Raw genomic sequence first — 24,035 nt, forward strand, 5'->3', positions numbered from 1 at the left:
CAACGTAGAGTCCGTTTTCAAGAGGTTGAAAGCCACCCCGAAGCTGAGTTGAACGCAAATTATTAGTGTCACCTGACGCTCTTAAAAAGGAAAACGAAGACAGCGTCTCATTTGGCGTTGCGGCAATACTCAAGACGGAAAGCGCCGCACGTGCGGCTGCCTCAGAAGCATCCGGATTAACGGTTTGCGCTGTCGATGCAGATGCTAACCCCACTATCGTTGCCACCGTACAAACACAGGCCAATTTCGGATTTGCTTTAGGCGGCATTTGGCGCATCGCGAAGTTACGTCTTCAACTGAAAAAAAGCGTATGCGAGCGACAGAAGAGGCGCAATGCTCTTGGTTGCGTTTCAACTGTCAAATCTTCCTCCGCACCTCAGAGCTATCTGAGCGCCGGGTCGACCTTTAGGTTTCCAGATGGGAATGTCAGGTTAACTGTCATCAGTTGCCATTTCCCGCCGCTCTTTAGTTTAAAAGGCCCCCAAAACTGTTCTACAAGAAAAGCAACCTCTCAGCGCGTTGGAAACAAGAGAACAGGAATCGGGTGAGCGTAACAAATCTGTTTATCCTGACAAAATCCTCGACGTGACTGTCTGCTTAGTGGTCAAAACCGCCGTTCGATTTCAAGCCCTCTACGGCTGCTGTGCGTGCTTGGCGCCGGAAGTGAAAGTCACTGAAGTTGGTCGGCGGTCATCCTCTGCCGAGCCGATGCAATAGTTCAACATCACCTGAAGCAGACGTTAAAATTGCGACCGGAACCATAGTAATGCCTCTCATCAAGCGCAATCAGTACATGGAAGGAACGGTTGTAGGATGATGCATCATAGACACTAGTCAAGAAACAAATCCACCCAGGTTACCTTAAGCCTTTTGTGACGCCGTTTAACATGGCGAGATCGCGCCGTTCATATAGCAAAGTTCCGCCACGTAAACTTAAACCACCTATGCGCTCAACATGATTTGTTCTAGATCGAGGCAGCCGTTTTGATGGGGGTCAAAATGAAGCTTAGCGTACTTGAAACTTGTTGCATTTTAATTGCCAGCGCAGTGGCAATGGCTGGGTTTGTCGAAGCTGCGAACGCAGTAATTTCTGCCTTCTGAATTGATTCAACACCAGTGCGCCTTTAGCCCAAAGCAGGCGTTCATTGCGTTACCCTGAACAGCCAGCTTGCGCGATTAACTTCAATTGCATCGGGGGGGCATAATCATAAAGAGAATGACTGTTTAAAAACCTATCAGGCTTTTTGCACCGATCACGACTGAAAGCTTGTGATAACGGCGGTTCCTGGGGGAGCCGGTCCATTCATTGCGCGAAGTTCATTGCTAGCCTCTTCCAATCGGATTTCTCTGGCGACCATTGGCTGGATATCCACTTCGCCACGTTCGATCATTCCAAGAAGGCGGGGGTATTTCCATGAAGGCATACCACGAGTGCCGAAAAACGAGAGTTGTTTGGAATAGATTGCCCGCATGTTCACCTGCATCTGGCCGTCGCCCGACGGCATACCAATTTGCACGTGTCGACCAAGGATGGCGAGACACTCTAAGGATGCGTTCGTCGTTGTTTCGATCCCCAGCGCTTCTATGGAAACCTGTGCTCCTCCATCCGTGATATCTCGGATCGCTGCTGCGGCGTCTTCTTTGGTGGCATTTACTGTGGCGTCCGCGCCGTTGAGCTTTGCATGCTCAAGTTTCTCATCTACGACATCCACCACAACAACTCGGCATCCAAGCATTTTTGCCAATAGAAGAACTGACAGGCCAATCCCTCCTGTGCCGTGGACAGCCACCCATTCACCAGCTGCAACATCTGCACGGTCTGTCAAAGCATGCCAAGCAGTGGTTACGCGACACCCAAGCCCTGCCGCCAAGGCAGGAGACAGCGTTTCTGGCAAGTGAACCAAGTTGTGGTCAAAAGGCACGGCAACGTATTCTGCGTAAGCACCTGGCGTTCCAAATCCAGGAACGATTTGGTTAGCACAAGTGTTTGATACGCCTGTTTGACAAGCGTTGCAGCTGCCGCACCCCAAGATGAATGGAGCTATGAGGCGGTCACCGACATTGTGCTTCGCTTGAGGTCCTGCCTCTACCACAGTTCCACAATATTCGTGCCCTAAGATGGAGCCGTTTTGAACTTTGGTGTGTGCACCAGACCATCCATGGTAATCCGAGCGGCATACGCCACAGGCAGCGACCTCCAGGACCACTCCATTGTCTGGGCAGGCCGGATCCGGGACCGTCTCAATCGAAAGGTCTTCACAAAACTCTCTTACGACTGCAGCTCGCACTTAGCGCTCCTAAAGATTTGGTTTCTTTGATCGAGCAATTCGGTTCGGTCGAGACTAAACCGGTCTATCGCCTTTCACGGTCACACGTCGCCCTTTACGCTCCGCGGGCCAATAGTCCCAGATAGCACGATGCATACAGCACCGGTTGTCCCAAAAGGCCATGTCGTTAAGCGACCACCTGAACCGGATTTGATAGTTGATTTGTTCCGCATGCTCGAAAAGCATGTCGAGGATCGCATCGCTTTCCTTATCCGACAAGCCCACAATCTTTGTAGTAAATGTTCGGTTCACAAACAGCGATTTCCGGCCCGTTTCCGGATGAGTTCTAACAATCGGATGAACTGCTTCGGGACAATCAATATCGCTGTCTTTTTGGCCCCGGTCGCTATAGCGACCTTTATAGATATGCTCTGAACTATGAAGTGCAGATAACCCGTTGATCATATCTTTTATCGGTTCAGAAAGATCGTCGTAGGCCGTGTACATATCACTAAACATGGTGTCCCCACCGCAGGGAGGGGCGATGTGGATTTGTAGCATAGTTCCAAGGGGCGGCGTCTCATCGCAAGAGACGTCAGAGTGCCAGAACTCACCGTTAGCTACTTTGGAATTCTTGGTTGCATGGATTTCGAAAATCTCCGGATACCCGTCCATCGTTGGGGCTGCAGGGTGCGCATGAAGCGGCCCAAAGCGTTTCCCAAATTCGATGTGCTGCGCAGGCGGAATTTCCTTCTGCTCTTTGAAGAACAGAACCTGGTAGGTGTGAAAGGCGTCGCAGATCTCCGCAAACTGATCGTCAGGCACAGGCCAGCTTAGATCGACTCCATAAATCTCAGCCCCAAGGTTTGGAGCGAAGGGTTTGGCAACGATGGAAGTATAGTCGTTGGATTTGGGAGCAACCATAAGCACCTCTGGGTTTGGTTTCGTGGGCATGCTATGCGCAGGGTACACATCAACAAAAATGAACAAAAACGAAAAATCTTTGACTAATCAGTGAAAAACTTTCACATATCGATTATGATTTAGGCGGTAGTGAGATTATCGAAATGAGCATTCGGTCACTGCGAACTCTGATCGCAGTTCATCGACATGGTAGCTTCCGCGCTGCGTCAGAGGCGGAGCATCTAACTCCGTCGGCGGTCAGTCACCAGATGCGGAATCTGGAGGTCACGTTGGGGCTCGATTTATTTGACCGATCAGCCAAATCGCCCAAACTTACTCATACCGGGTTAACGTTCGTTGGAGAGGCTGCTGCGGTGGTGGCCGCATATGACGGTTTGGCGGAAAGGGTGAAGTCAAACAACGAACTCTCTGGTGAAATAACTTTGGGTGCCGTTCCAACTACCCTGACTGGATTAGTGCCGATGGCGCTAGCGAGGCTAAAGTCCGTGCATCCGGATATCCATGTACGGATTGTGCCAGGTTTGACCAATCAGCTTTTGCTACAGTTAGACCGCGGGCAGATTCAAGCGGCGATCCTTTCCCGACCAGATGTTCTGCCAAACACGTTGGAATTCTCTGAAATTGTATCCGAAAAATTGGTCCTGCTTGTTTCGGAAAACACCCCAGATTTACCTCCGAAAGAACTGCTTGGCGCGTCACCGTTTATTCGTTTTACGCGTGATGCGGTTGTAGGAAGGCAAATCGAGACTTGGCTGCAAAGTAAGGGCATTAAAGTCAAAGACGCCATGGAACTAGAGAGCCTTGAAGCAATCTCAAGTATGGTGGCCGCTGAACTTGGCGTATCAATCATACCAGACAGCCGCTTAGCTGCATATGACCATTTGCGGCTTAAAAGGATCCCCCTTGAACAGAACGGACCTAAGCGCATTGTTGGCCTGGCAAGTATGTCAGCCTCACCTCGCGCCAAAATGATCGACGCAGTTAAGACTGCACTATCGGAAGCCGCGTATCATTAGCTATGTCATTTTTGAGGTGGCACTCCTTTAAATATCCACAGGAAGTCTATTGACTACTTACTTATGCTGCACAAAACGTGTGGCGATGGATAAAATTCCAAGCCATCAAAGCGCAGATATATAATGGAAATACCACATACCAACATGGTGGCGGAGACAAGGTCAGCACAACAAAGCTCGCAAGCTCTTGTTAAGTATTCAATAAAATGACCCATAGAGAGAAAATACCACGACACCTACCGCACACAGCTCGATGTCAAGCAAGATAAAGTGCAGGGTGTCATGCGATAGAACGTTGGTTAGACACGACAGCAGACACTCACTCGAATTGCAGCAAACGACCGCTCCGAGCCCAAGTTGACCGATACGGCGCGATGCCCCAATTACAGCAATGCGCAGAAAGCGGGCTTTGCGTCGACAAACATCCGACGCGTTTCATCAGTATCCATTCAGAGTATCCAGGATCGCTTGCCGCGTTGCATCATCATTATGGAAAATCCTGCCGGCAAGAAACTCCGATGGAAACTCCGGCCATGTCTTTCGCATTTCCATAACTAGTCTTTGTGCTTCTTCCGAATGCCCCAACTGGTCGTGCGCAACTGCTTGGAAGAGGAGAGAAGGAGCACTTACAGGTGCACCGGCAGCGGGTGCTCCTTTAAAAGCTTCGACAACTTTTTCGTAGTTCCCAAGCATCAGCTGCGATACACCCCAAATATTTCGTGCGCCAAAGCGGCCCGATCCTAACCTTGGTCTTTCTGGATCGCTAACCTCGGCCGCGAGATCTGGGGCCCCCGCCATGATGGCGGTGATGCCGACAAGATCCAGAATATGACCATCCTTAGGCGCAAGTTCAGCGGACATTCTTGCGTATTTCATAGCCTCAACCGGGTTATTTTGGGTGGCCAATACCCAACCATTTGCACCGTTTGCCCAGGCATCGGTGGGAGATAGATCAAGTGCTTTTCCCGACATCTCCGAAGCTTGGAAAAAGAGGTCATCTCTTTGTGCTTTATCAGGGGACAGCATGGCCAAAGTCGCCAGGACCTGTGCCGATCCGGCATAACCATCGGAGAGTGCGGGATCTAGCTCTGTTGCATGCTGAAACATTCCCAGTGCTATTTGCTGGCGCTTGACATCGAAAACAGGAAAAAACATGCCTCTGGCTTGATCCGCAAGGTTAGCCGCCTGAAGCCTTGTCAAAGACTGCTCACCAAGAGCAGTCCGCTCAGCCTGTTCAATGGATTGAGCTGTGGGCAAAACGTCCGTGTTTTCCCGGCTCAACCAGATGCCAAGCACAGCGATTACTGCAAGGACACCCAGACCAACTGGCAGAAGTTGCAGCAAAGGCCGACGCCCACCGGGCTCATTGCTGTTCCACACACTTGGTGTGAGGTCGTCAATTGTAGGTTCGTATGAAAACCGCGGCTTGTATCCGCCAGGGTCAACAAAAATACGAACACCTTCGCCGTCCCATTGATTTTCGTGAAACTCACGCAGCAGTCTACGCAGCCGCCTGGCTTCGACGCGAACGAGATTTTGGCCGCCAGTGCCATCAATGCGACGCCCATAGACTTCCACAGCGATAGCTTTGCCTCGAATTTGGGGACCGCGACCCGCGATAGTTTCCTCGACGACGTATGTAAGAAACTGCTGGAGACGGGGCGAAGCTTGAAACTCGTCGCTCGATACAACGCGCTCGAGCGCTTCCCGGACAAGATCCGGCGACGGCTGCTCAACATATTGATCTATCGGCAATTCATTGGCTTTGTTCAAGGCAAACTCACCCCCAACTCACGGTGACTCACTTGGCGTGCGCGGTCAACCGCACTCATATCGATATGAGAATAGATAGTGGGAGCCAGGATTTATCCAGTGGCGGTGGACCTGACAAAAGAAATTCCAGAACTGTCCGAGGCGTTGTCAGGGCGTATCGAAACGGATGCGTTGCTCAAAGAGGTTATCGAAGACCTGAAGAAAGCTTCCGAGCTGTTGGATGACGTTTCGACCCCAGCCCAAGAGCGCGCGGAATGGGCCCACATCAGATCTGAACTCGTGAACGAGCTTCGCCGGATGGTGAAGCGCAATCCTCGCAGCATTTCCAATTGAGGGCATAGCCATGAAAAAAGAAGACAAAGGCAAAGACTTAGAGAACGAACAGATCCAGAAATCTGAGGACATCGAAAACCCTTCCCGACGACACGTTATGCAGGGACTGGCAGCAGGTGCGGTCGCAACCGGCGCAGTTAGCTACGGTTCAGGAGCTGCACAGGCACACCCCAGCGATGGACCACTAGGCGAAAGCCTAAAGAACCCGTACGGCGGCAGGCCTGCCGGGGGCATCACTCTGCCGGAGTACTTCCGTCCTACCAAATACATGACAGGTTCGAATGCGAACTATTTCCCGCTTTCCGAGGACCTCGGGCCCGACGAAATGCGGATATCGTTCTGTGGTTCGACACCATTTCCGCCCCGCGAAGATCAGGCAGGGACTTGCATCATGGTCGAATTGGGTAATGGAAAGAGGTTCTTCTTCGACTTCGGCTCAGGCTGCGTCCGCAACATTATCGGGATGCAGGTTCCGGGGCAGTTGATCAACGACATCTTCATCACACACCTGCATGTCGATCACTATGCAGACATCCCTTACATTTACCCATTCCGGGCTTGGTCCGGAGGATACACACCGCTGCGCATTCACGGCCCCTCTGGTCGGACACCAGAGCTTGGTACAGCCGGAATGGTCAAGGGCATGCAGCAGATGCTCAAATGGCATCTGGAGGCTTTCGACGTCTTCCCAATCGGGGACGGCTACGAGATCGAAGTTAACGAATTCGATTTCCGCCAGGAAGGTGGCATTGTCTATGATGAAGATGGCGTGACTATACGTTCCTGGCCGCGCAGCCATGCCAAGGACGGCGCTGTCGGATATCGGCTGGATTGGAACGGGCTGAGCTTTGTTTGGACCGGCGATGGCCGCCCTGATGAATTGAGCCTTGAATATGGAAAAGGCGTCGATGTGTTTGTGACCGAAATGTCCGGACAGGATATCGGTCAGTTGATGACCTACAAATACGGTCTGCCACAAGAGCTGTTCAACTACACAATCGATACGCATCATACATCGCACTATGCGGTCGGTAAGATGATGGCTGAGGCGCGCCCACGGCTTGCAATGGTAACCCACTATACGCAAGACGAGGACATCGATGCCGAAATGCTGGCGGGAATCCGTGCCCACTATGATGGGCTGTTCGCCTGGGGTTTGGATGTAGCCGTCGTCAACGTAACCAAGGACGCAATCTGGTATCGGAAGGCGACGCTTCCAGGAAAATCCGGCTCAGTCGCACCATTCCGCGAATTGGGCAAGATGGAAGCAGAAGGCAAGATCACGTTGCCGGATGAAATCAAGCCGCCAGCACCGCGGTCATCACGTGCCGAACAGCAAGATCAGAAGTACCGAGACATGGAGATCGATCCCAAAGAATACTACCCAGCTGATGTATTCCGTGCTCCCGATCCCGAGTGGCCCAGCAATTTTGTAATCAAGGTGGATGACGTCATCCCGAACCGCAAAAAGAAGGCGGAGTAACGACATGATTGAATTTGGGTCATCATCCGCAATCCCTGTAACGATCCTTACCGGCTTTCTCGGAGCCGGCAAGACAACGCTTTTGAACCGCATCCTGACCGGCAATCACGGGTTGCGGGTTGCGGTTCTGGTGAATGACTTTGGATCAATAAACGTTGACGCCGACTTGGTAGTCGGTCTCGAAGATGATGTGATGAGTTTGGCAAATGGCTGCGTTTGCTGCTCGATCCGAGATGACCTGATCGAAACGGTAGAGGCCGTTCTCGCCCGGGCTGAGAAACCGGAATACATCGTCCTTGAAGCAAGCGGAGTGTCGGACCCGTCATCAATTGCAATGACATTCACCGATCAGAAGTTTCGGGACATGATCCGCTTGGACAGCCTCATGTGCCTGGTCGATGCGGAACAGCTATTTTCTGCGCCAGAACAAATGGAACTGAAGCTTCGACAAATCGCGTTCTCGGACATGGTTATTTTGAACAAGGTCGACCTCGTCGATAGGGCGGCTGTTCAAAGGGTGCACGATTGGCTTGGGTCTCGCTTCCGTCGATATCGTCTGGTCGAAGCCGTCAACGCAGACGTCCCACTGGACATACTTCTTTCCGTTGGTCGTTTTGCCGCCGAACAGCTAGAAACAGAAATACCCGATCATCACGAACATGGACCGGATTGTGGTTGCTACCACTCTGATCACTCTGACAGTTTCTCAACAACTATGATGAAAGCTGAACGCCCGATAAGCTTGTCTTCTCTTAGGCGTGCAATTCGAAAGCTTCCGGGCGACGTTTATCGCCTCAAGGGCTTTGTTTTTAGCGAGGAGGACCCAGATCATCGCATTCTTGTACAGGTTGTCGGAAAGCGCATGGACATCGCAAGGGATGGCGCATGGGGCCACCGAAAACCTGAAACAAGGCTTGTCGCAATAGGTGCACCAGGGGCCCTTTCGGAATACGAGCTTTCCGATGCGTTGTTGGCGACCGCATAGCGGCAAGTTCGATCAAACTTGTTTGCGTGTGTTTCTTGAATTCCTACACGCAACAGCTCGAAAGCCCGCAGCGCCGAGGACCAAATTTGGAGAAATACCCTATTGCTGAAGCAGTTTAGGAAATGGAGCCAAGCGATCAGATTGCTCGCACCTGCCACTGCGATTGTCTTGTCGGGAACGGCTTTATGCGCGCAGGACGTCTCAAGTCGAGAACTTGAAGACACAACCCCAAACCTCGGATTGCCGAGTTCAGCTGAAGGACAAGATGCCGAATTGCTTTCTGCTTTCCACGGGCTCGAGGCGTTGCCCCGTGTAGCAAATCTCATTTGTAGAGGTTCCAGGGGCAAAGACGGGATGCCCGTCATCTTTTCAACCGAGGTAGATCTGGAAACTTTGCAGGCTGGTGACTTCAGAGTCGTAACAAAGTCAGGCCAGATCGGAACAATGCATTGCGCGTCAGTGTTGCCTGCTACCGATCCCGGTGAATTGCGCACGGTGCTACTCATCGGGGATTTTGGGAACGCTTCCGAGGATCCACCGGTTCAAGTCGAGGTTATTGGACACCTCCATTCCATCGATGGAACGCTTGATTTTCGAGGTGCCACTGTGGCCGTGACCCCGCTGGAAGACGGACCGTCATTGATCTTTGCTGAGGTTGTTGAAGATTGGACTTTAGTCGGAAACTTGGGGCCACGCCGAACCAGAGGAAGCCTTTGTCCAAGTGACAACATCGTACAGGCCATTCGGGTAACTTGGGCGGGTGGCGTTACGCTGGCGAACGGCAAGGAACCTGGCGATGCGGAACGCGATCTTTACAGGATCATCGTAGAGGCCGAAGACGGATCTCAACGCATAATAACACCCGCCGCGCTTGCCGATCTGGGTGACGGGGACAATAACCACATGCTCTGCCTTGATACAAAGGACCGTCCCATCTCAGTTTCCTTTCCAGCAGGCGTTTTGACAGATCCGAATGATGATCTGAACCCAGAAACCAGCGTAATTGTCTCAAAACCAAACTAGAAAACCGCTTTTAATTTGTTCGATTGGACTCTTAGCCGAAAATGCTTGGCCGGGCTGGTTGCTTGCATTGCAGTGGTGAGTGCGAGTGAATGGATTTAATCGCAAAGTTGCCATTGGAAAGTTCGGTTTTGAAGGTCTGCTTGGGGCTGACTGCGGTCATTTGGAGTAAAAATGCGGATGGCAGCAATGTCCGCAAGGTGGTCGTTCATGCCCAGTGCAGCGGATAACCGCGTTGGGCCCGAAGTGGACATTCGCTGCGCCAGTCATGAATGATTGTTCTGCGGACAAAACGGCCGTTCGCGACATACGATGCAGCGGTTAAGGCGGATGCGAAGTTTGCAGAAGCTCGCCGCAGCTCACTCCTCCGTCTATACCTTAAGGAAAAAGCCAAGATAGCGATGAAGACTATGAAACTGATGCACCAAACTGCGAACTTCACCTGTTTGCGTGTGGGCAGGTTTCTGAGCAGTCTAATCATAGTCAAACCTTTCAGATAAAACCCGGTGGGACGCGGTGCCCTGTGCGATCAGATGATCTTCGACGGCGTCCATCATGGCAGGGGGGCCGCAGAGAACAAAAAGCCAGCTTTCAAATTGTTCAGAAGACAAATTGCGATTCAACAGGGGACCGTCGATCAAGCCTGTCTCTCCGGACCAATCCTTTGGCGGTTCGGATAGAACAAATACTGTTTCTTCTTTGGACAACTCCTGGCGAAAAACAATCTGCTCCTCCACCCGGTTGCCATAGATAAGCTTGAGATCGCGTTGTGTTCTACTCAGTCGAACTTGACGCATAATGCTCAACATGGGCGCGATCCCGACACCACCTGCGATTAAAACAATTCCTGTCTCAGGGCGGTGGCTGATCGACAGATTCCCATGTGGGGCATCCAGATAGACCCGGGTTTGCGGAGCGATCTGTCCGAGACCGCATGTGAAATCCCCAAGCTCCTTTATCACGAATGAAACTTCGGGTCCTTCGGCTGGTGCCGAACTAATCGAGAATGGGTTCTCGTGCAGCGAGAAAGCACTGTGGCCGACGTTTAGCCAGGCGAACTGCCCAGCTTCGAAGTTTAGTCCGTTGTGACCATCTGGCACGACGCGCAACTCCCATTGCTTTGGTGTTAGTCGAGACACAGAAGCAACGCGCCACGGCCTTTTCCTCTGACGTAAAGGGCGAACGAGATAGACATACAGCAAAGTTCCAACTGCAATACTGGTCAGGGCAAGCCACATATACATCAAAAGCGGATGCCCACCGTAGCGCCCAGCATAGACCGTGTGGTGCAACAGCAGGCACGCTATCACCAAGGCTCCCAGCCCGTGAAAGAGGCGCCATGTCTCGTACTTGTAATCAAGGGATTTACGGGCAATTGCCGAGGCGACCAGAATGAACAGTAAAAAATAAGCGCCGATGCCCGATACCAGCACAGAAAAGTCGGTCGAAATCGTAAGTTGGTTTGTTTCATCCCACGGGCGGCGTCCGCCTGAAGGCGTGCCCTGATATAGCAGCGGGTGTATCAGCGCAAAGCCGAGTGCTGTACGCGCCATCAACTGATGCACTCGCATGGTTACATCCATACCCAGACCGGAAGAGATGAACCTGAACCGCCCAGACAGCAGGAACTCGACTAAGATTATCGAAAATGCAAGCGTTCCAATCCCGGACGCGAGCTCTTGATGAAATGATCGTGGTGGCCATCCCAGGGACCAAGAAAAACCCAAGGGAGCCAATATCAGCAAAACGTAAATCAGCGCCAGATAAGGCCGTTTCATACGGTTTTGCTCCACTGTGCTAAAGCTGGGCAGCTCGGGCTCATTCTAAACAAACGCTAAGCTGACCTGGGATTCTGATCAAGACCACTGAGATTGGTGTTAATTTCGGCGCGACGAGGCAAGTTTGGTGGACGACGTTTCCCGTTTCTGTTCGTTCAGCCACTGCGTACGATCTGGCGAAAGATGAGGTTGCATGCTTGCGCAAGATCAAGGTCCTTGACCGTTTTTCCTGTCATAATGTTGCGCGCGCGAAAGCAGACCAAAGGATGAGGCTCAAAATGTTGGAAGACAAAAAGTCACCGCAACTTTTCACTGGAATGCATCCGCTCTATGACAACTTTCGGCGTGAAATGGAAACCTTGATGTCGCGTTTTTTGGGAGAGGATCACCCTTCCTGCCGATGGAAACGGCTGCGCAACGCACGGGTTCTCCGTCTCTTGACATGACAGGTGCGATTTCACCGGCAATCGATGTTCAAGAAATGGATTCTGCGATTGTCCTGACGGCTGAATTGCCAGGGCTCGAAGAGGATGATGTGGAAATTGAAATCAAGGATCGCAGGCTAATCCTGCGTGGTCAGAAGAAGACTGCGCATGATGAAACGCGCGATATGCGTGTCAGCGAAAGAAGCTATGGCAGCTTTTCCAGAGCTATGTCGCTGCCAGACACTGTGGAAATCGACAAGATTTCAGCAACATTCGACAAAGGCGTTCTGCATATCGAAATGTCGGAGACTGAGAGGCGCGGGTCTTGAGCCAGAGATGTTGAGGCTGCTGGCCTACTTGCCTGATCAGACGGAACCAATAGAGGCCCGTTTGGTCCGGTTCAGTGAATCCGCAGACTTGGCGATTTTGGCAGTTGAGCCAAGCCGCTTTCAGGACCTCGGAATTCCGTTGGCGGATGCCGCGTCGCGCGTAGGTGAAGAGCTATATCTGTTGGGATATCCAACGGGTTTGAAAGCTTTGATCGCGCAGGCCGGTCAGGGCTTTTTTGAGGAACTGGAAGCAGAAGGAACGTTGAACTTCTGGTGGATCGCGTCCCGGCTTTCATCTCAAAGCAAGATACACCCGCTAGCAAGCAGAGGGATTGGTGATGGCGCGCGTGAAGACGTATGTTTGGTTGAGGTATTCACTAACGCTGTTCGACAGAAACGCCAATCCTCGTACAGGAGCGCACAAAATGAGTAAGGTCAAAGTGCTTTCTTAAGGATGCCTTATAATAAGATCTTTTTCCGGGGCAGCAAATTGGAGGAGCATATGCAGATTTTTCGCTGGATTTTACTGGCACTATTCGTCACGGGACCCGCTCTGGCACAGGAGGTCAGCGTCAGTGAGGGAAGTGATTTGTACCGGACATACTGCTGGCAATGTCACGGTTTCGAAGCGACCGGAGACGGGCCAATGGCCGAAATGCTGGCTATTCGAACACCCGACCTTACCAGATTGGCGGACGAAAACGACGGTGTGTTTCCGATAGTTCGCATAGCTGAACAGATTGACGGTCGTTCACAATTGCTAGCCCATGGAGGCGAAATGCCAATCTTTGGCGCGGTGTTTGAGACAGACCAACAAATCGCAGTGGCTCTACCTAATGGGCAACCTATGATGGTAGGCCTGCCGTTGGCGAATTTGCTCGCCTTTCTTGAATCGATCCAGTCTGAATAGTCACTGACCAATCTGTTAGTCCGTGTCAGCCGCGCGTCTGATTGACATGAGAGTCAGTGGCGGCCCCAACACCTCGAAGACCACAGTACTGGCTAGAGTAAAGGCCATGATCGACGCGGCCCAATGCGGAAATTGTTCTCCAGCTACAAGGGCCATACCTACCGCGACACCAGCCTGTGGCAACAAAGCGGGACCGTACCAGCGGGTCTGACGGCGAGGCAGGCCGCCCAGTTTTGCTCCGCAGTAACCTCCGACAAGGCGGGCCACGGCACGCAAGAATAGGAAAAGAGCACCAGCCCAGCCCATCAAACCGAAGGCTTCAATTTCCAACGTGGCGCCAGCCAACAGAAAGAATAGGATCATGAATGGCCACTGAATGTGCTCGATCTCATGAAAAGCACGGTCGTGATGGCGGGCAAGATTCCCAATAACTGCGCCCGCAACCATGCCTGCTACCAAGAATGAAACCTCCAGCCAAAGCGCGAGGCCCGCTGTAAGAAAGACGATACCCATTGCTTCTGCCTGTATTGGCTCTCCCGGCTTCAAGCGACCGGTGAGGTAAGCGGATGGCACGCCTAGCGAGGAACCCAACAAAATAGCCCCTCCGAAATCCCACACCGCTGTGGTCGTGATGGTGGCCCAACCTTCCGAATGACCGGCCACAACCAATGCGACGCTGAAAACGATCAGACCCCAAGCGTCGTCAATTGCGACTATGCCCTTTAACGTCTCAGTGAAGCTGTTGGACACCCCAGATTGTTTGATCACGTCTGTCATGGCAGCCGGAGCAGTAGCCGTAGCAATTGCCGCCAGCACCAACGCCAACCCGAAGGGTACTCCAATTGCGGTCAGTCCAGCAGACACAATAACAAGGGTTGTAACTACGATTGAAATCGAAATCGTCAGAATGGCTCGGCCATGCCGAACCAGGTTCTCGCGGGTCAAAGATCCTCCAAGAAGAAATGCGACCATCGTCAAAGCCACAATGGACACCTCGTCGAACCACATGGCAACGTCGAGTGGGATCAACCCCAATCCGGTGTTCCCGGCGATCAGACCGAGGAAAAGTAAGGTTGTGACACGAGGCAGATGAGTCGCTCGGCCAAGTTGGTCGGCCGCCAATCCGGCAAGGAAGAGAACACCAAGGGTAATCAGAAAGCCGGCAACGTTCATAGGAAACCAAGCGTTAAGTTCTTGCTTCACCTACTCTAACTCCAATCCCGCCAGCTAGGAACCGATGTCGGTGCGAATGCGAGTTCCCTGTCACGGACTTGGCCGAGGATCATAAGAATAAGGGAAATTGATCTGTGTTAAGGCTAATGCCCACTGAAAGTGGTACAATAGATAATTCAGGGAGAGAGGAGGAATTTTCGATGTCGACAAAGAAATCTAGCTCGAATTACCCGGCCACACTTGTGGACGTTTTCAAGCAAATGCAGCCGCCCATGTCTGGCAATCCGGCCTTCGACGCTCAGATCGAACAATTTTGGGACGCACAAGAAAAAATGCTCGAGGAAACCGAGGCATTTGCGCAGCATTGGTTCGAACGGCGTCATGAGGCGGTGCGGACGGCTCTACAAGCTGCACGCAAAGTGTCTTCTGCGAACCCGTCCGATCCATCGAAAGCCCTTCAGAGTATGACGGAATGGCAGCGCCATTCGGCTGAGCGGTTGGTTGCTGACGCGCAGGAATGGTTCGAAACCGTGGCCCGTTGTGCATCTTATGTCACTGAAACCGAAGCTGAAGTTGTTGAGAAAACAGTTGATGATGTAGCGGCCGCTAAAAAGAGCGCAGGAAAATCTTCAAAGTCTGAGCCTGTGTAGGTTTCCTGCTGCCGAAAGCCAAATTGAAATCATCGGAGCAGTAGATAGGAGGTCAAATGTATAAGAACATCCTGATCCCGGTTGCTCTGGACCAAGAACACGACACACAAGCGTCCTTTGAAGCCGCGCGCCAATTGGCTGATGCGGACGCTGTTTTCACCGTGTTTCACGTCCAAGAGCCAATTCCCGCTTATGTGGGGTCTCAGATTCCCAGCGAAGTACTTGCCAACACGCGGCATGAAATCCTGGAGAATCTGCATCATACTGCCTCTGAAATTCCAGGTGCGAAGGCTCGGCTCATCTCTGGGCATGCGGGCAGGGCTATTGTTGACTTCGCAAATGAGAGCGACGCGGATTGCATAGTCTTGGCCTCGCACAAGCCTGGTTTCGAGGATATATTTCTAGGTTCCACTGCGAACAGAGTTGTGCATCACGCCAAGTGTTCGGTTCACGTAATTCGGTGATCCAAAGATAGCGATGCGAGATTTCTATGGGGTCTTGTCAGAAGAACTTTGCTTGAGCGCTGCAGCGCGGTTGCGTAACTTTTGTTCATGATCAAACCTGCCTCTTTCAAGTACTTTAAAACCAGCCCCGAGATCATTCACCTTGCGGTGATGCTGTACATCCGTTTCCCTCTGTCGCTTAAGAATTTCGAAGATCTGCTGCACGAGCGAGGAATCGATTTGAACCACGAAACCGTTCGATATTGCTGGAACAAGTTTGGCCCGATGTTTGCCTCTGAAATCAGGCGGAAGCGGGTGCAGCAATTGAGAGCATACTCCAAATCGATTTGGCACATGGACGAGGTTTTCGTGAAGGTGAATGGAAAGCGGCATTGTCTTTGGTGGGCTGTTGATCACGAAGGCGAGGTGCTGGAAGCCGTTGTCACCAATCGCCGAAACAAGGCTGCAGCACTGAAATTCCTCAAGAAGTTAATGAAGCGACACGGCAAAGCGGAAACCGTCGTCACGGATCGCTTCGCCTCATAAAGAGCCTCGCTTAGAGATCTGGGTGCACTCGAAAAACAAAGAACGGGCAGGTGGGTCAATAACCGCGTCGAGAATTCGCACCTTCCTTTCCGACGGTGTGAACGCGCCATGCAACGTTTCAGGCGGATGCGAAGTTTGCAGAAATTCGCCTCCGTCCATTCCTCCATAAACAACCACTTCAACCAGGAAGGATCGCTAGCCAGCCGAGACACCTTTAAGCTGATCCGGGCCGCCGCACGTAGCGAGTGGCGTCAACTTTGTTCCGGATAGGTTCGCGGTTTCTCCAGCAAACTGAGACTGGTTCGAATTAGTCTGACAGCACCTTCAGGCGGGAGGTTCTCGTTTAGAGGCAACGACGTAGGGCAATCCGACTGCCGTAGTTTTAGCTTAGTGGCGCTGGCCCACGAATTGAGAAAATGGGCCAACGCCGTATCACACCCTTGCTGATCGGGGTAAGTGAGGGTGTGAATTGGGAAGAGATTACCAGCTGCACGCCTCACGAAGAGGTGCGATTGCCTTCTCGAGTCCCGTGGTTTGGAACTCTACGGTAGTCTTGTTTTTATTAAATGGCGTGAAGCGCATCAACACTCGGTCAGAGCCGATTATCTTCTTGATAAATGGAATGGAATTACCGCCACTCCAAAGGCCAAGCGCGCGGTTGCTAGTGCTAGCCTTAAACTCACGTTTGCCAGCGGGCATGTCGTCTATCCTGTAATCAATGTAGCTATAACCGTCATGGCCTGACGTTAAGTGGCAATCTGTGACCAAAAAAAACGACGTGCTGTTTTCTTGGCATCGGATCATCAATGCGGCCTTCTCTGGCGTCCCAAACTGACCGCATTGGGCTGGTTCGTCTGACAAGACGGAAACATAAACATCCGTGGTGTCCTTAAACGCAGACTTATCTTGTCGGACAGTCCAGTTTTCTGTTGTATATTGGTCAACCTCTATTTGTGGAGTTCGTCCCGATGCCTGGTCATAACAAGACAGCCGGTCGAGGTCGTTGGCAATAGAAACGCAGTCTTCCAAAGAGAACGCTGCGGTGCAGGATAAAATGGTTGCCGCTGCTGAGGCACCAAGTATTCCGAGTTTCATATTTACCCTTTTGATTTATCGGTTCTGCCGCTGGGTTGTTCTTACTGGCGTTTCACCCTGATACAGCGGTTTGTTAACGCCAAAAACGTGCCGAGTGCGACGAGGCATGCGTTTTGGCGGCGAAATCTTGACTCAGATTCCCTGTATCACTGGCTTGGTCAGAATGATTTCTGCACTGGCTATTTGTGCAGCACCTGCCGCCGCTGGCTTTTCATAAGTAAGAGACGCCGACACTATCGTAGTCGATGGAACTCAGGTGCGATTGAACGGTGTAGATGCGGCTGAATTGGATACACGATCCGGCAGCAAGCTAAGCGATGGATGGTGAACTATCTACGCGGCAGAAGCGCAATGCAGAGTTTCAGTTGCATGCGATGTTTACAGAAACTTGCCGACCTTCACTCCTCCGTCTACAACCACTTCAATCAGGAAAGATCGTTGGCCAGCCGAGACACCTTCAAGCTGACGCGCACCGCCGCTCTGGCAGAGTGGCGTGACTATGTTCCGGTTACGTTCACGGTTTCCGCGGCAAACTGAGACTGGTTAGAATTTGTCTGACAACACCTTTAGCATAACGGCAATGTTTTTTCTTGACTGGCCAGTCAAATAACTTGTTATCTGACGCATCAATCATAAAACGGGGAAGTTACGATGAAACTTAGATCGACTATTTCGACACTTGCTGTCATCACTTGCGCAGGTGCAGCCTTTGCGGACTGTTCACAGGTTGTTTTTTCAGACGTGGGCTGGACGGACATTACCGCTACCACCGCGGCAACGACAGTTGTCCTTGACGCCCTTGGTTACGAAACAGACATCAAGATTCTGTCGGTGCCAGTGACATACACATCGATGGCCGAAGGTGACATTGACGTTTTCCTTGGAAACTGGATGCCGACAATGGAAGGCGATATCGCCCCATACCGCGAAGCAGGCACAGTCGACACCGTGCGTGAAAACCTTGAAGGTGCCAAATATACCTTGGCTGTAAACTCGGTAGCAAGCGAACTGGGCATCAAAGACTTTGCAGATATAGCGACCCACAAAGATGCGCTGGACGGAAAGATTTTCGGTATCGAACCTGGCAATGACGGCAACCGCCTGATTCAATCAATGATCGACGGCGACTCGTTCGGGCTGTCCGGTTTTGAAGTGGCCGAAAGTTCAGAACAAGGCATGTTGGCGCAAGTCGACCGTGCAAGCCGCAAGGGCGATCCGATCGTGTTCCTTGGCTGGGAACCGCACCCGATGAACGCCAACTTCGAAATGAGCTATCTGACGGGCGGCGACGACTTCTTTGGTCCTGATCTGGGCGGCGCGACCGTTTATACGAACACCCGCCAAGGGTATTCAGCAGAATGCCCCAATGTTGGCGCACTTCTCGGCAATCTTAAGTTTTCACTCGCGATGGAAAACGAGATCATGGCTTCCATTCTTGACGATGGTGAAGACCCGCAAGATGCCGCCAGCGCATGGCTGAAAGCCAATCCAGATGCGTTCACGGCCTGGCTGGATGGGGTAACCACGAAAGATGGTGGTGACGCTGTAGCTGCTGTAAAAGCGCAGCTCGGTCTGTAACGAAATTTTGCAAATCGAAGCTCCTCGCCTGCCTGGCGGGGAGCTTTTTACTACCGGCATAAATCCGAATTTCGGTGGCGGATTAGGGGATGCATATGGAATGGTTGACGGAAACTAAGATTCCCGTTGGAAAGACCGCCAAGTCGGTTTTCGACTGGCTGCAAGACGTAGGAGAGCCGTTTTTTGATTGGTTGTCCTGGGTACTGGAGCTTTTAATTGATTCAATTTTGTGGTTGATGCAAACGCCCCACCCGCTGGTCGTGATCGCGATATTTGTCGCAATTACATGGTTGCTTCAGCGAAACTGGAAAACATGCCTGTTTGTACTGCTCGGGTTCCTGTTCATCTTGAACCAGGGGTATTGGGAAGAAACCACTGAGAGTTTGACACTGGTCCTGTCATCTTGCGTTGTTTGTATGTTGGTTGGTGTCCCCATTGGCATTGCCGTGGCGCACCGCCCCCGACTTTATGTCTTCATGCGCCCGGTGCTGGATCTGATGCAAACCCTGCCAACCTTCGTCTATCTTATCCCTGCGATTGTATTCTTTGGTATTGGCATGGTTCCCGGTCTGATCGCGACGGTGATCTTTGTTCTGCCTGCACCAATTCGCCTCACTCATCTGGGCGTTTCGTCAACCCCAACCCCTTTGCTCGAAGCTGCGCAGGCCTTTGGAGCGACTGGTCGCCAAACACTGTGGAAGGTGGAACTGCCCTACGCCATGCCGCAGATCATGACCGGCCTCAACCAAACCATCATGCTGTCCCTTTCAATGGTTGTGATTGCCGCCCTTGTTGGCGCCGATGGTCTGGGCGTACCAGTTGTACGGGCACTCAATCAGGTGAACACGGCGCTGGGCTTTGAGTCGGGCTTCATCATTGTGGTCGTCGCGATCATGCTTGACCGTATTCTAAGAGTGGAGCGCTGATCCATGACCGCAGTTGAATTCGACAAAGTCTCCATCGTTTTCGGTGACAAACCAAAGCAAGCTCTGCCGCTTATGGATCAAGGTCTAGAACGCGCCGAGATCCAAGAAAAAACAGAACAAGTTCTAGGCGTGCATGATTGTTCGCTTACAGTTAAGGAGGGTGAAATCCTTGTCCTGATGGGGCTGTCCGGTTCCGGAAAGTCCACATTGCTTAGGGCGGTCAACGGATTGAATCCTGTTGTTCGCGGATCTGTACGCGTAAATGACGGCTCGCAAATGGTTGACGTTTCGAACGCGGACGATGCAACACTTCGCCGCATTCGGCAGAACCATATTGCCATGGTTTTTCAGCAATTCGGGCTTTTGCCGTGGCGTACTGTTCGGGAAAACGTCTGGCTAGGTCTAGAGCTTTCGGGCATGCGCAAATCCGAGCGCAATAAGCAGACCGAAGAACAACTGGAAATGGTGGGTCTCTCGGACTGGGCTGATCGGAAGGTTGGTGAGCTTTCGGGAGGCATGCAGCAACGTGTCGGGCTGGCGCGCGCCTTTGCGACGCAGGCGCCAATTCTGTTGATGGATGAACCTTTTTCGGCACTCGATCCGCTCATTCGCACAAAGCTTCAGGATGAGTTGCTTGAATTGCAGCGCAAGCTGAAACGCACGATCATTTTTGTGTCTCACGATCTTGATGAAGCTTTCAAAATCGGCAATCGCATCGCAATCATGGAGGGCGGGAGGATTGTACAATGTGGTACGCCTCACCAAATCTATTCCAGTCCGGCGAACGACTACGTTGGAGAATTCGTAACACACATGAACCCGCTTGGCGTTCTATGTGCCAGAGACGTTATGGAAGAAGTTACAAAGAACACAGAAGTTGTTGTTCACCCGAACGAGAGTATTCGAAAGGTGGTCAATGAAATTTTTGAATCCGACGCGCCGATAGGCGTCATCGAGAATGGAAAGATAGTTGGTCAAGTCACTAAAGACTTAGTCTTAAAAAGACTTCTCAATCCGACTGATCGCTGACCTTCAGATTTCTCGCACCGGAGTCACTTATCCAGCTTTCAATCAGAATTGTGTAAGGCGCAGGACACATAGCACATTAGGAGTAAGACAACTTTAGGCGGGCAGGGGGCTGATTTAACGTCCAGGCATTACCAAAGATGCCCCCTTTTCGTACTTCAAAACGAGCCACGAAATAGTCCTCTTGGAAGTAATTCTGTGTGTTCGGTTTCCCCTCACTTCGCGAAATGTCGAAGAACATTTGCTCGAACGCGGGTTCACCAGTATGAAATCCCGCTGTTGGCAGATACGCCGCACAAAGTTGCGGTGTCTCTATATTTGGTGGTCACTTTTGGTGTGAGGTCGATGGCACCCAACATGCGTCCGAAAGTGCTGGAAGCCATTTTAGAGAAACGCCAATTCCGTAGTCCGGAATCAAGTCGCTAGACAGTTGGTTGAGTATCGGTGCGCAGCTAACCTTGAAAGTAGTGTCGAGTGCAAACCCTTATGGCGTTTCAGTATTTGTCGCCTGGGCCAAAGCGAAACCGAAGCTGCAACCTAGGTTGTCCCAGTCACATGCGACTCTTTGCAAATTCCTAGGATCAGATCGGCGCATCTTTCTCCCAGCATCATGGCAGGGGCGTTTGTGTTGCCGGCATTTATGTCCGGCACGGCGGACATGTCGCACACCCGCAAGCACTCGATGCCGCGCACGCGCATTCTGGCGTCCAGCACGGCCATTTCGTCGCCGTCTCGGCCCATTTTGGCCGTTCCTGCTGGGTGATAGTTGGTTTTCACGAACCGCATGCAATGCGCTCGTAGCGTCTGGTCGTCGTCCGCTGTCGGAATGACGATTTCGCGGATCCTTTGCGCAAGCGGGCCCGACGTGAATGCCTGGCGAAAGAACCGCTGCCCTCGGATCATCTCCTGCATGTCGTCTTCATGCTTCAGAAGGTTGGGCGAAACCACCGGCATGGCGTGTGGATCAGCCGAACGCAGCCCGATCTCTCCGCGTGATTTAGGTTTGACCACGACTGTCGTAACGGTCAGGCCAAAGTCATCCTGCACCTCGTCCAGTGCGTCGCGATCCAGATAGACGATGGGCACGCAAAAGGCTTGGATGGTCGGTTCTCCATCAGGATTCGACGGATTGACGAAGGCGCCGGCTTCGACCCCGGCTGACGTCACCGGGCCGCTGCCGAACAGTTTGAACTGGATGCCGTTGCGAAGCATCCGCCAGCCCTCACCTTGTTTGAAGTATCCGTAGGGACCGTTTGCGAAGGCGGTGATGGGAACTTCGGGGTGGTCGATCAGGTTCTGGCCAACCCCGGGTAATGGGCAAACCACAGGAATACCGTGCTCCGCAAGATGTGCATCTGGTCCGATGCCTGACAGCATGAGGATTTTCGGCGTGACCAGAGCGCCCGCCGCAAGGACAACCTCACTATCGCACCGAACGATGTGGGACCCGCGCTTGTCGCGATACTGCACACCGACGGCCCTGTCGTTTTCGACAATGACTTTGCTGACCGTTGCACCAAGCCGGATTGTTAAGTTCGGGTTCGTCTCGAGAGGGGCGAGGAAGGCATAGGCCGACGAGCTGCGCTTTCCGGCACGATTGGTGAACTGATAGAACCCGACACCGCGCTGCGTTGCGCCGTTGAAGTCCGTGTTGAATGGTTCGCCAAGGGCCTGCACCGACTGAACGAACCAACGGGACATGTCATCGATATGTCCCGGATCCGAGACCTGCACCGGGCCGTCGCTGCCATGCAGGTCATTGTGAAGCCTGTTGTTGCCTTCCATCCTGCGGAAATAGGGCAGTACATCGTCCCATCCCCAACCGACCCCGTCGTTGGTCTGTCGCAGCAGGTCGTCCCACGCGTCATAGTCAGAAGGGCGGCCACGCATATAGACCTGCGCATTCACCGACGATCCGCCGCCCAACACATTGGCCTGGGGAATGTCATGCACGCGACCATCCAGGTGATCCTGCGGTTCAGTCTGGTGGTAGGTCATGAACTTGGACCCGTTGATCATCTTGAAGATGCCCGGAGGCATGTCCAGCAACGGATGGCGGTGCGAATGCCCGGCCTCCAGCACCAGAACCCTGCACTTGCCCTGGTTGACCAGACGCGCTGCTGCAGCGGCGCCGGCTGAACCGCCGCCGATGACGATGTGATCGAAGGTTTCCGTCATGATTTTGCCTTCAGGTCCGGCGCTTGGGTTCGCTGATCGAGTCGCGCTCGACCAATTCGCATTCAAGCTTCACGAGGGGGTGCCGCTGACTATCCGTCGGTCCGTGGAACAGCTGTTCAATCACCCAGCGCCCCATCGCCCGGGTCGGAAGAATCATCGAGGTCAGAGGCGGCGACAGGTGCCGCGCGGTTTCGTCATCGTCAAAACCGATCACTGAGATATCTTCGGGGATGGACAGCCCAAGCTCCTTGAGCGCCTCATAGCAACCGATGGCCATGCGGTCATTCTGACAAAAAATGGCGGTTGGCGGAGAGGGCAGGCCCATTAATTCGCGCGTGGCCGCATAGCCTGCGCTGGGCAGCCAGTTGCCCTCGATGACTAAATCCTCGTCAAATGGGATGTCGGCGGAAGCAAGGGCGTTTCTGTACCCGGTCGTACGCCCTGCGGCACATTCCATGAACGGCTCGCCGGTGATGGTGGCAATTCGCTTGTGTCCGGCCTTGATCAGGGCGTTGGTCGCCGTATGTCCTGCAGCGACTTCGCCGGGGATTACCGCAGGAAAGGAGAGGTCGTCGCAAAAGCAGTTCAGCAGCAGAACCGGGGTCGCCGTCTGACGTAGGATATCCGGAACGATCACCCGCCGGGTGAAAACGGTTGCGTAAATGATGCCTGCGACCTGTTGGTCGAGAAAATACCGGAGCGTTCTGGGCTCGACCTCGGGGTCGTTTTGGGTTTCTGCCAGCAATACAAGGTTTCCGGTGTCCCGAACGGCTTGTTTCACGCCGTTGAACGCATTTACCATTTCGGGGCTCGACGCCAGATCGTCCACGACGAAAGCGATGGTGCCGTCCAACGCCGCTGGACGACGCGCGCTGTCCTGAGGTTTCCTGAGCTGAGAGGGCATGGCGTATCCAAGCGTTTTCGCGGCATCCAGGACTCGTTGCTTGGTGTCCTCGGAAATCTTGACGGAATCGTTTTTGTTGAGAACCAGCGATACTGTCGTCTGCGAGCATCCGGCGACGCGCGCAATGTCGTGCATCGTTACGCGCTGCCGGCCTGCGACTCGTCCCACACCCCTGTGCTGCCCGGCTTTGTTCGCTTGATGATTCATCGCTCAACCTTTTTGTTCGCATCCTTTTTATCGACTATACGGAGGGCGTGCAACTAATATTAGTTA

General features: G+C 52.6%; 22 protein-coding genes and 2 pseudogenes. 16 read left to right on the forward strand and 8 right to left on the reverse strand.

The window, feature by feature from the left end; genetic code table 11:
• The first annotated feature begins 65 nt into the window (after positions 1 to 65).
• Positions 66 to 548, forward strand: coding sequence for a hypothetical protein (locus ACR0L3_RS02180; protein WP_480743274.1), 483 nt, complete (start codon positions 66 to 68; stop codon positions 546 to 548).
• 705 nt (positions 549 to 1,253) lie between these two features.
• Here the strand turns inward: ACR0L3_RS02180 and ACR0L3_RS02185 are convergent.
• On the reverse strand, positions 1,254 to 2,288 hold the full coding sequence (locus ACR0L3_RS02185) for a zinc-binding dehydrogenase (RefSeq protein WP_480743275.1): 1,035 nt from the start codon (positions 2,286 to 2,288) through the stop codon (positions 1,254 to 1,256).
• Between the two features lie 54 nt (positions 2,289 to 2,342).
• Positions 2,343 to 3,191 carry a TauD/TfdA dioxygenase family protein gene (locus tag ACR0L3_RS02190; RefSeq protein WP_480743276.1) on the reverse strand — a complete coding sequence of 283 codons (849 nt, stop codon included), beginning with the start codon at positions 3,189 to 3,191 and terminating at the stop codon, positions 2,343 to 2,345.
• A gap of 143 nt (positions 3,192 to 3,334) precedes the next feature.
• Here ACR0L3_RS02190 and ACR0L3_RS02195 point away from each other — a divergent pair, with 143 nt between their 5' ends.
• Complete coding sequence (locus ACR0L3_RS02195) at positions 3,335 to 4,207, forward strand: LysR family transcriptional regulator (RefSeq protein ID WP_480743277.1); 873 nt, start codon at positions 3,335 to 3,337, stop codon at positions 4,205 to 4,207.
• Positions 4,208 to 4,645: 438 nt separating this feature from the next.
• Here the strand turns inward: ACR0L3_RS02195 and ACR0L3_RS02200 are convergent, their stop codons facing one another.
• Positions 4,646 to 5,980, reverse strand: a complete 1,335-nt coding sequence (locus ACR0L3_RS02200) for a tetratricopeptide repeat protein (RefSeq protein ID WP_480743278.1) — start codon at positions 5,978 to 5,980, stop codon at positions 4,646 to 4,648.
• Between the two features lie 78 nt (positions 5,981 to 6,058).
• Here ACR0L3_RS02200 and ACR0L3_RS02205 point away from each other — a divergent pair, with 78 nt between their 5' ends.
• The 4 genes from ACR0L3_RS02205 (at position 6,059) to ACR0L3_RS02220 (ending at position 9,804) form a co-directional block, all read left to right on the forward strand.
• Positions 6,059 to 6,313, forward strand: a complete 255-nt coding sequence (locus tag ACR0L3_RS02205; protein ID WP_480743280.1) for a hypothetical protein — start codon at positions 6,059 to 6,061, stop codon at positions 6,311 to 6,313.
• Between the two features lie 10 nt (positions 6,314 to 6,323).
• Entirely contained in the window at positions 6,324 to 7,796 is a 1,473-nt protein-coding gene (gene gntH / locus ACR0L3_RS02210; RefSeq protein WP_480743282.1) for a guanitoxin biosynthesis MBL fold metallo-hydrolase GntH, read from the forward strand.
• Positions 7,797 to 7,800: 4 nt separating this feature from the next.
• Positions 7,801 to 8,781 (forward strand): CobW family GTP-binding protein, encoded by a 981-nt coding sequence (locus ACR0L3_RS02215; protein ID WP_480743284.1) that lies wholly within the window; start codon positions 7,801 to 7,803, stop codon positions 8,779 to 8,781.
• 354 nt (positions 8,782 to 9,135) lie between these two features.
• Complete coding sequence (locus tag ACR0L3_RS02220) at positions 9,136 to 9,804, forward strand: hypothetical protein (protein WP_480743285.1); 669 nt, start codon at positions 9,136 to 9,138, stop codon at positions 9,802 to 9,804.
• A gap of 470 nt (positions 9,805 to 10,274) precedes the next feature.
• Here ACR0L3_RS02220 and ACR0L3_RS02225 read toward each other — a convergent pair whose 3' ends face one another.
• Positions 10,275 to 11,579 (reverse strand): ferredoxin reductase family protein, encoded by a 1,305-nt coding sequence (locus ACR0L3_RS02225; RefSeq protein WP_480743286.1) that lies wholly within the window; start codon positions 11,577 to 11,579, stop codon positions 10,275 to 10,277.
• Between the two features lie 481 nt (positions 11,580 to 12,060).
• On the opposite strand from ACR0L3_RS02225, the gene ACR0L3_RS02230 reads away from it, so the two are divergent.
• The 3 genes from ACR0L3_RS02230 (at position 12,061) to ACR0L3_RS02240 (ending at position 13,243) form a co-directional block, all read left to right on the forward strand.
• On the forward strand, positions 12,061 to 12,333 hold the full coding sequence (locus ACR0L3_RS02230) for an Hsp20/alpha crystallin family protein (RefSeq protein WP_480743288.1): 273 nt from the start codon (positions 12,061 to 12,063) through the stop codon (positions 12,331 to 12,333).
• A 7-nt stretch (positions 12,334 to 12,340) separates the two neighbouring features.
• Entirely contained in the window at positions 12,341 to 12,766 is a 426-nt protein-coding gene (locus ACR0L3_RS02235; protein ID WP_480743289.1) for a serine protease family protein, read from the forward strand.
• A gap of 69 nt (positions 12,767 to 12,835) precedes the next feature.
• Positions 12,836 to 13,243 (forward strand): c-type cytochrome, encoded by a 408-nt coding sequence (locus ACR0L3_RS02240; RefSeq protein WP_480743291.1) that lies wholly within the window; start codon positions 12,836 to 12,838, stop codon positions 13,241 to 13,243.
• 15 nt (positions 13,244 to 13,258) lie between these two features.
• Here the strand turns inward: ACR0L3_RS02240 and ACR0L3_RS02245 are convergent, their stop codons facing one another.
• Positions 13,259 to 14,446, reverse strand: coding sequence for a cation:proton antiporter (locus tag ACR0L3_RS02245; RefSeq protein WP_480743293.1), 1,188 nt, complete (start codon positions 14,444 to 14,446; stop codon positions 13,259 to 13,261).
• 170 nt (positions 14,447 to 14,616) lie between these two features.
• Here ACR0L3_RS02245 and ACR0L3_RS02250 point away from each other — a divergent pair, with 170 nt between their 5' ends.
• The 3 genes and pseudogenes from ACR0L3_RS02250 (at position 14,617) to ACR0L3_RS02260 (ending at position 16,325) form a co-directional block, all read left to right on the forward strand.
• The gene (locus ACR0L3_RS02250; protein ID WP_480743295.1) at positions 14,617 to 15,066 is read left to right on the forward strand and encodes a phasin family protein; all 450 of its coding nucleotides are present in this window, start codon (positions 14,617 to 14,619) and stop codon (positions 15,064 to 15,066) included.
• 56 nt (positions 15,067 to 15,122) lie between these two features.
• Positions 15,123 to 15,530, forward strand: coding sequence for a universal stress protein (locus ACR0L3_RS02255; protein ID WP_480743297.1), 408 nt, complete (start codon positions 15,123 to 15,125; stop codon positions 15,528 to 15,530).
• Between the two features lie 87 nt (positions 15,531 to 15,617).
• A pseudogene (locus ACR0L3_RS02260) lies at positions 15,618 to 16,325 on the forward strand (IS6 family transposase).
• Positions 16,326 to 16,535: 210 nt separating this feature from the next.
• Here the strand turns inward: ACR0L3_RS02260 and ACR0L3_RS02265 are convergent.
• Positions 16,536 to 17,150 (reverse strand): type VI secretion system-associated protein TagO, encoded by a 615-nt coding sequence (locus ACR0L3_RS02265; RefSeq protein WP_480743298.1) that lies wholly within the window; start codon positions 17,148 to 17,150, stop codon positions 16,536 to 16,538.
• Positions 17,151 to 17,801: 651 nt separating this feature from the next.
• Between ACR0L3_RS02265 and ACR0L3_RS02270 the strand changes: the two genes are divergently transcribed.
• The 4 genes and pseudogenes from ACR0L3_RS02270 to ACR0L3_RS02285 all read left to right on the forward strand — a co-directional run.
• On the forward strand, positions 17,802 to 18,728 hold the full coding sequence (locus ACR0L3_RS02270; RefSeq protein WP_480743300.1) for a choline ABC transporter substrate-binding protein: 927 nt from the start codon (positions 17,802 to 17,804) through the stop codon (positions 18,726 to 18,728).
• Positions 18,729 to 18,823: 95 nt separating this feature from the next.
• On the forward strand, positions 18,824 to 19,654 hold the full coding sequence (gene choW / locus ACR0L3_RS02275) for a choline ABC transporter permease subunit (protein ID WP_480743301.1): 831 nt from the start codon (positions 18,824 to 18,826) through the stop codon (positions 19,652 to 19,654).
• A 3-nt stretch (positions 19,655 to 19,657) separates the two neighbouring features.
• A complete protein-coding gene (choV, locus tag ACR0L3_RS02280; protein WP_480743303.1) occupies positions 19,658 to 20,683 on the forward strand; it encodes a choline ABC transporter ATP-binding protein in 1,026 nt (341 codons plus the stop codon).
• Between the two features lie 127 nt (positions 20,684 to 20,810).
• Positions 20,811 to 20,936: pseudogene (locus ACR0L3_RS02285) on the forward strand (IS6 family transposase); the annotation flags it as partial.
• Between the two features lie 281 nt (positions 20,937 to 21,217).
• Here ACR0L3_RS02285 and ACR0L3_RS02290 read toward each other — a convergent pair.
• Positions 21,218 to 22,858 (reverse strand): GMC family oxidoreductase, encoded by a 1,641-nt coding sequence (locus ACR0L3_RS02290; RefSeq protein ID WP_480743304.1) that lies wholly within the window; start codon positions 22,856 to 22,858, stop codon positions 21,218 to 21,220.
• A 10-nt stretch (positions 22,859 to 22,868) separates the two neighbouring features.
• Positions 22,869 to 23,897 carry a LacI family DNA-binding transcriptional regulator gene (locus tag ACR0L3_RS02295; RefSeq protein ID WP_480743305.1) on the reverse strand — a complete coding sequence of 343 codons (1,029 nt, stop codon included), beginning with the start codon at positions 23,895 to 23,897 and terminating at the stop codon, positions 22,869 to 22,871.
• Positions 23,898 to 24,035 lie beyond the last annotated feature (138 nt).

The sequence above is a fragment of the Ruegeria sp. CK1 genome, assembly GCF_056536545.1.

Bases quoted from the DNA above. Each gene is read 5' to 3' on its own strand.
- ACR0L3_RS02295 (WP_480743305.1), bottom strand. From the start codon at position 23,897: ATGCACGACATTGCGCGCGTCGCCGGATGCTCGCAGACGACAGTATCG.
- choW (WP_480743301.1), top strand. From the start codon at position 18,824: ATGGAATGGTTGACGGAAACTAAGATTCCCGTTGGAAAGACCGCCAAG.
- ACR0L3_RS02255 (WP_480743297.1), top strand. From the start codon at position 15,123: ATGTATAAGAACATCCTGATCCCGGTTGCTCTGGACCAAGAACACGAC.
- choV (WP_480743303.1), top strand. From the start codon at position 19,658: ATGACCGCAGTTGAATTCGACAAAGTCTCCATCGTTTTCGGTGACAAA.
- gntH (WP_480743282.1), top strand. From the start codon at position 6,324: ATGAAAAAAGAAGACAAAGGCAAAGACTTAGAGAACGAACAGATCCAG.
- ACR0L3_RS02195 (WP_480743277.1), top strand. From the start codon at position 3,335: ATGAGCATTCGGTCACTGCGAACTCTGATCGCAGTTCATCGACATGGT.
- ACR0L3_RS02250 (WP_480743295.1), top strand. From the start codon at position 14,617: ATGTCGACAAAGAAATCTAGCTCGAATTACCCGGCCACACTTGTGGAC.
- ACR0L3_RS02290 (WP_480743304.1), bottom strand. From the start codon at position 22,858: ATGACGGAAACCTTCGATCACATCGTCATCGGCGGCGGTTCAGCCGGC.
- ACR0L3_RS02225 (WP_480743286.1), bottom strand. From the start codon at position 11,579: ATGAAACGGCCTTATCTGGCGCTGATTTACGTTTTGCTGATATTGGCT.
- ACR0L3_RS02265 (WP_480743298.1), bottom strand. From the start codon at position 17,150: ATGAAACTCGGAATACTTGGTGCCTCAGCAGCGGCAACCATTTTATCC.
- ACR0L3_RS02220 (WP_480743285.1), top strand. From the start codon at position 9,136: ATGCCCGTCATCTTTTCAACCGAGGTAGATCTGGAAACTTTGCAGGCT.
- ACR0L3_RS02215 (WP_480743284.1), top strand. From the start codon at position 7,801: ATGATTGAATTTGGGTCATCATCCGCAATCCCTGTAACGATCCTTACC.
- ACR0L3_RS02190 (WP_480743276.1), bottom strand. From the start codon at position 3,191: ATGGTTGCTCCCAAATCCAACGACTATACTTCCATCGTTGCCAAACCC.
- ACR0L3_RS02240 (WP_480743291.1), top strand. From the start codon at position 12,836: ATGCAGATTTTTCGCTGGATTTTACTGGCACTATTCGTCACGGGACCC.
- ACR0L3_RS02235 (WP_480743289.1), top strand. From the start codon at position 12,341: ATGTTGAGGCTGCTGGCCTACTTGCCTGATCAGACGGAACCAATAGAG.
- ACR0L3_RS02270 (WP_480743300.1), top strand. From the start codon at position 17,802: ATGAAACTTAGATCGACTATTTCGACACTTGCTGTCATCACTTGCGCA.
- ACR0L3_RS02230 (WP_480743288.1), top strand. From the start codon at position 12,061: ATGGATTCTGCGATTGTCCTGACGGCTGAATTGCCAGGGCTCGAAGAG.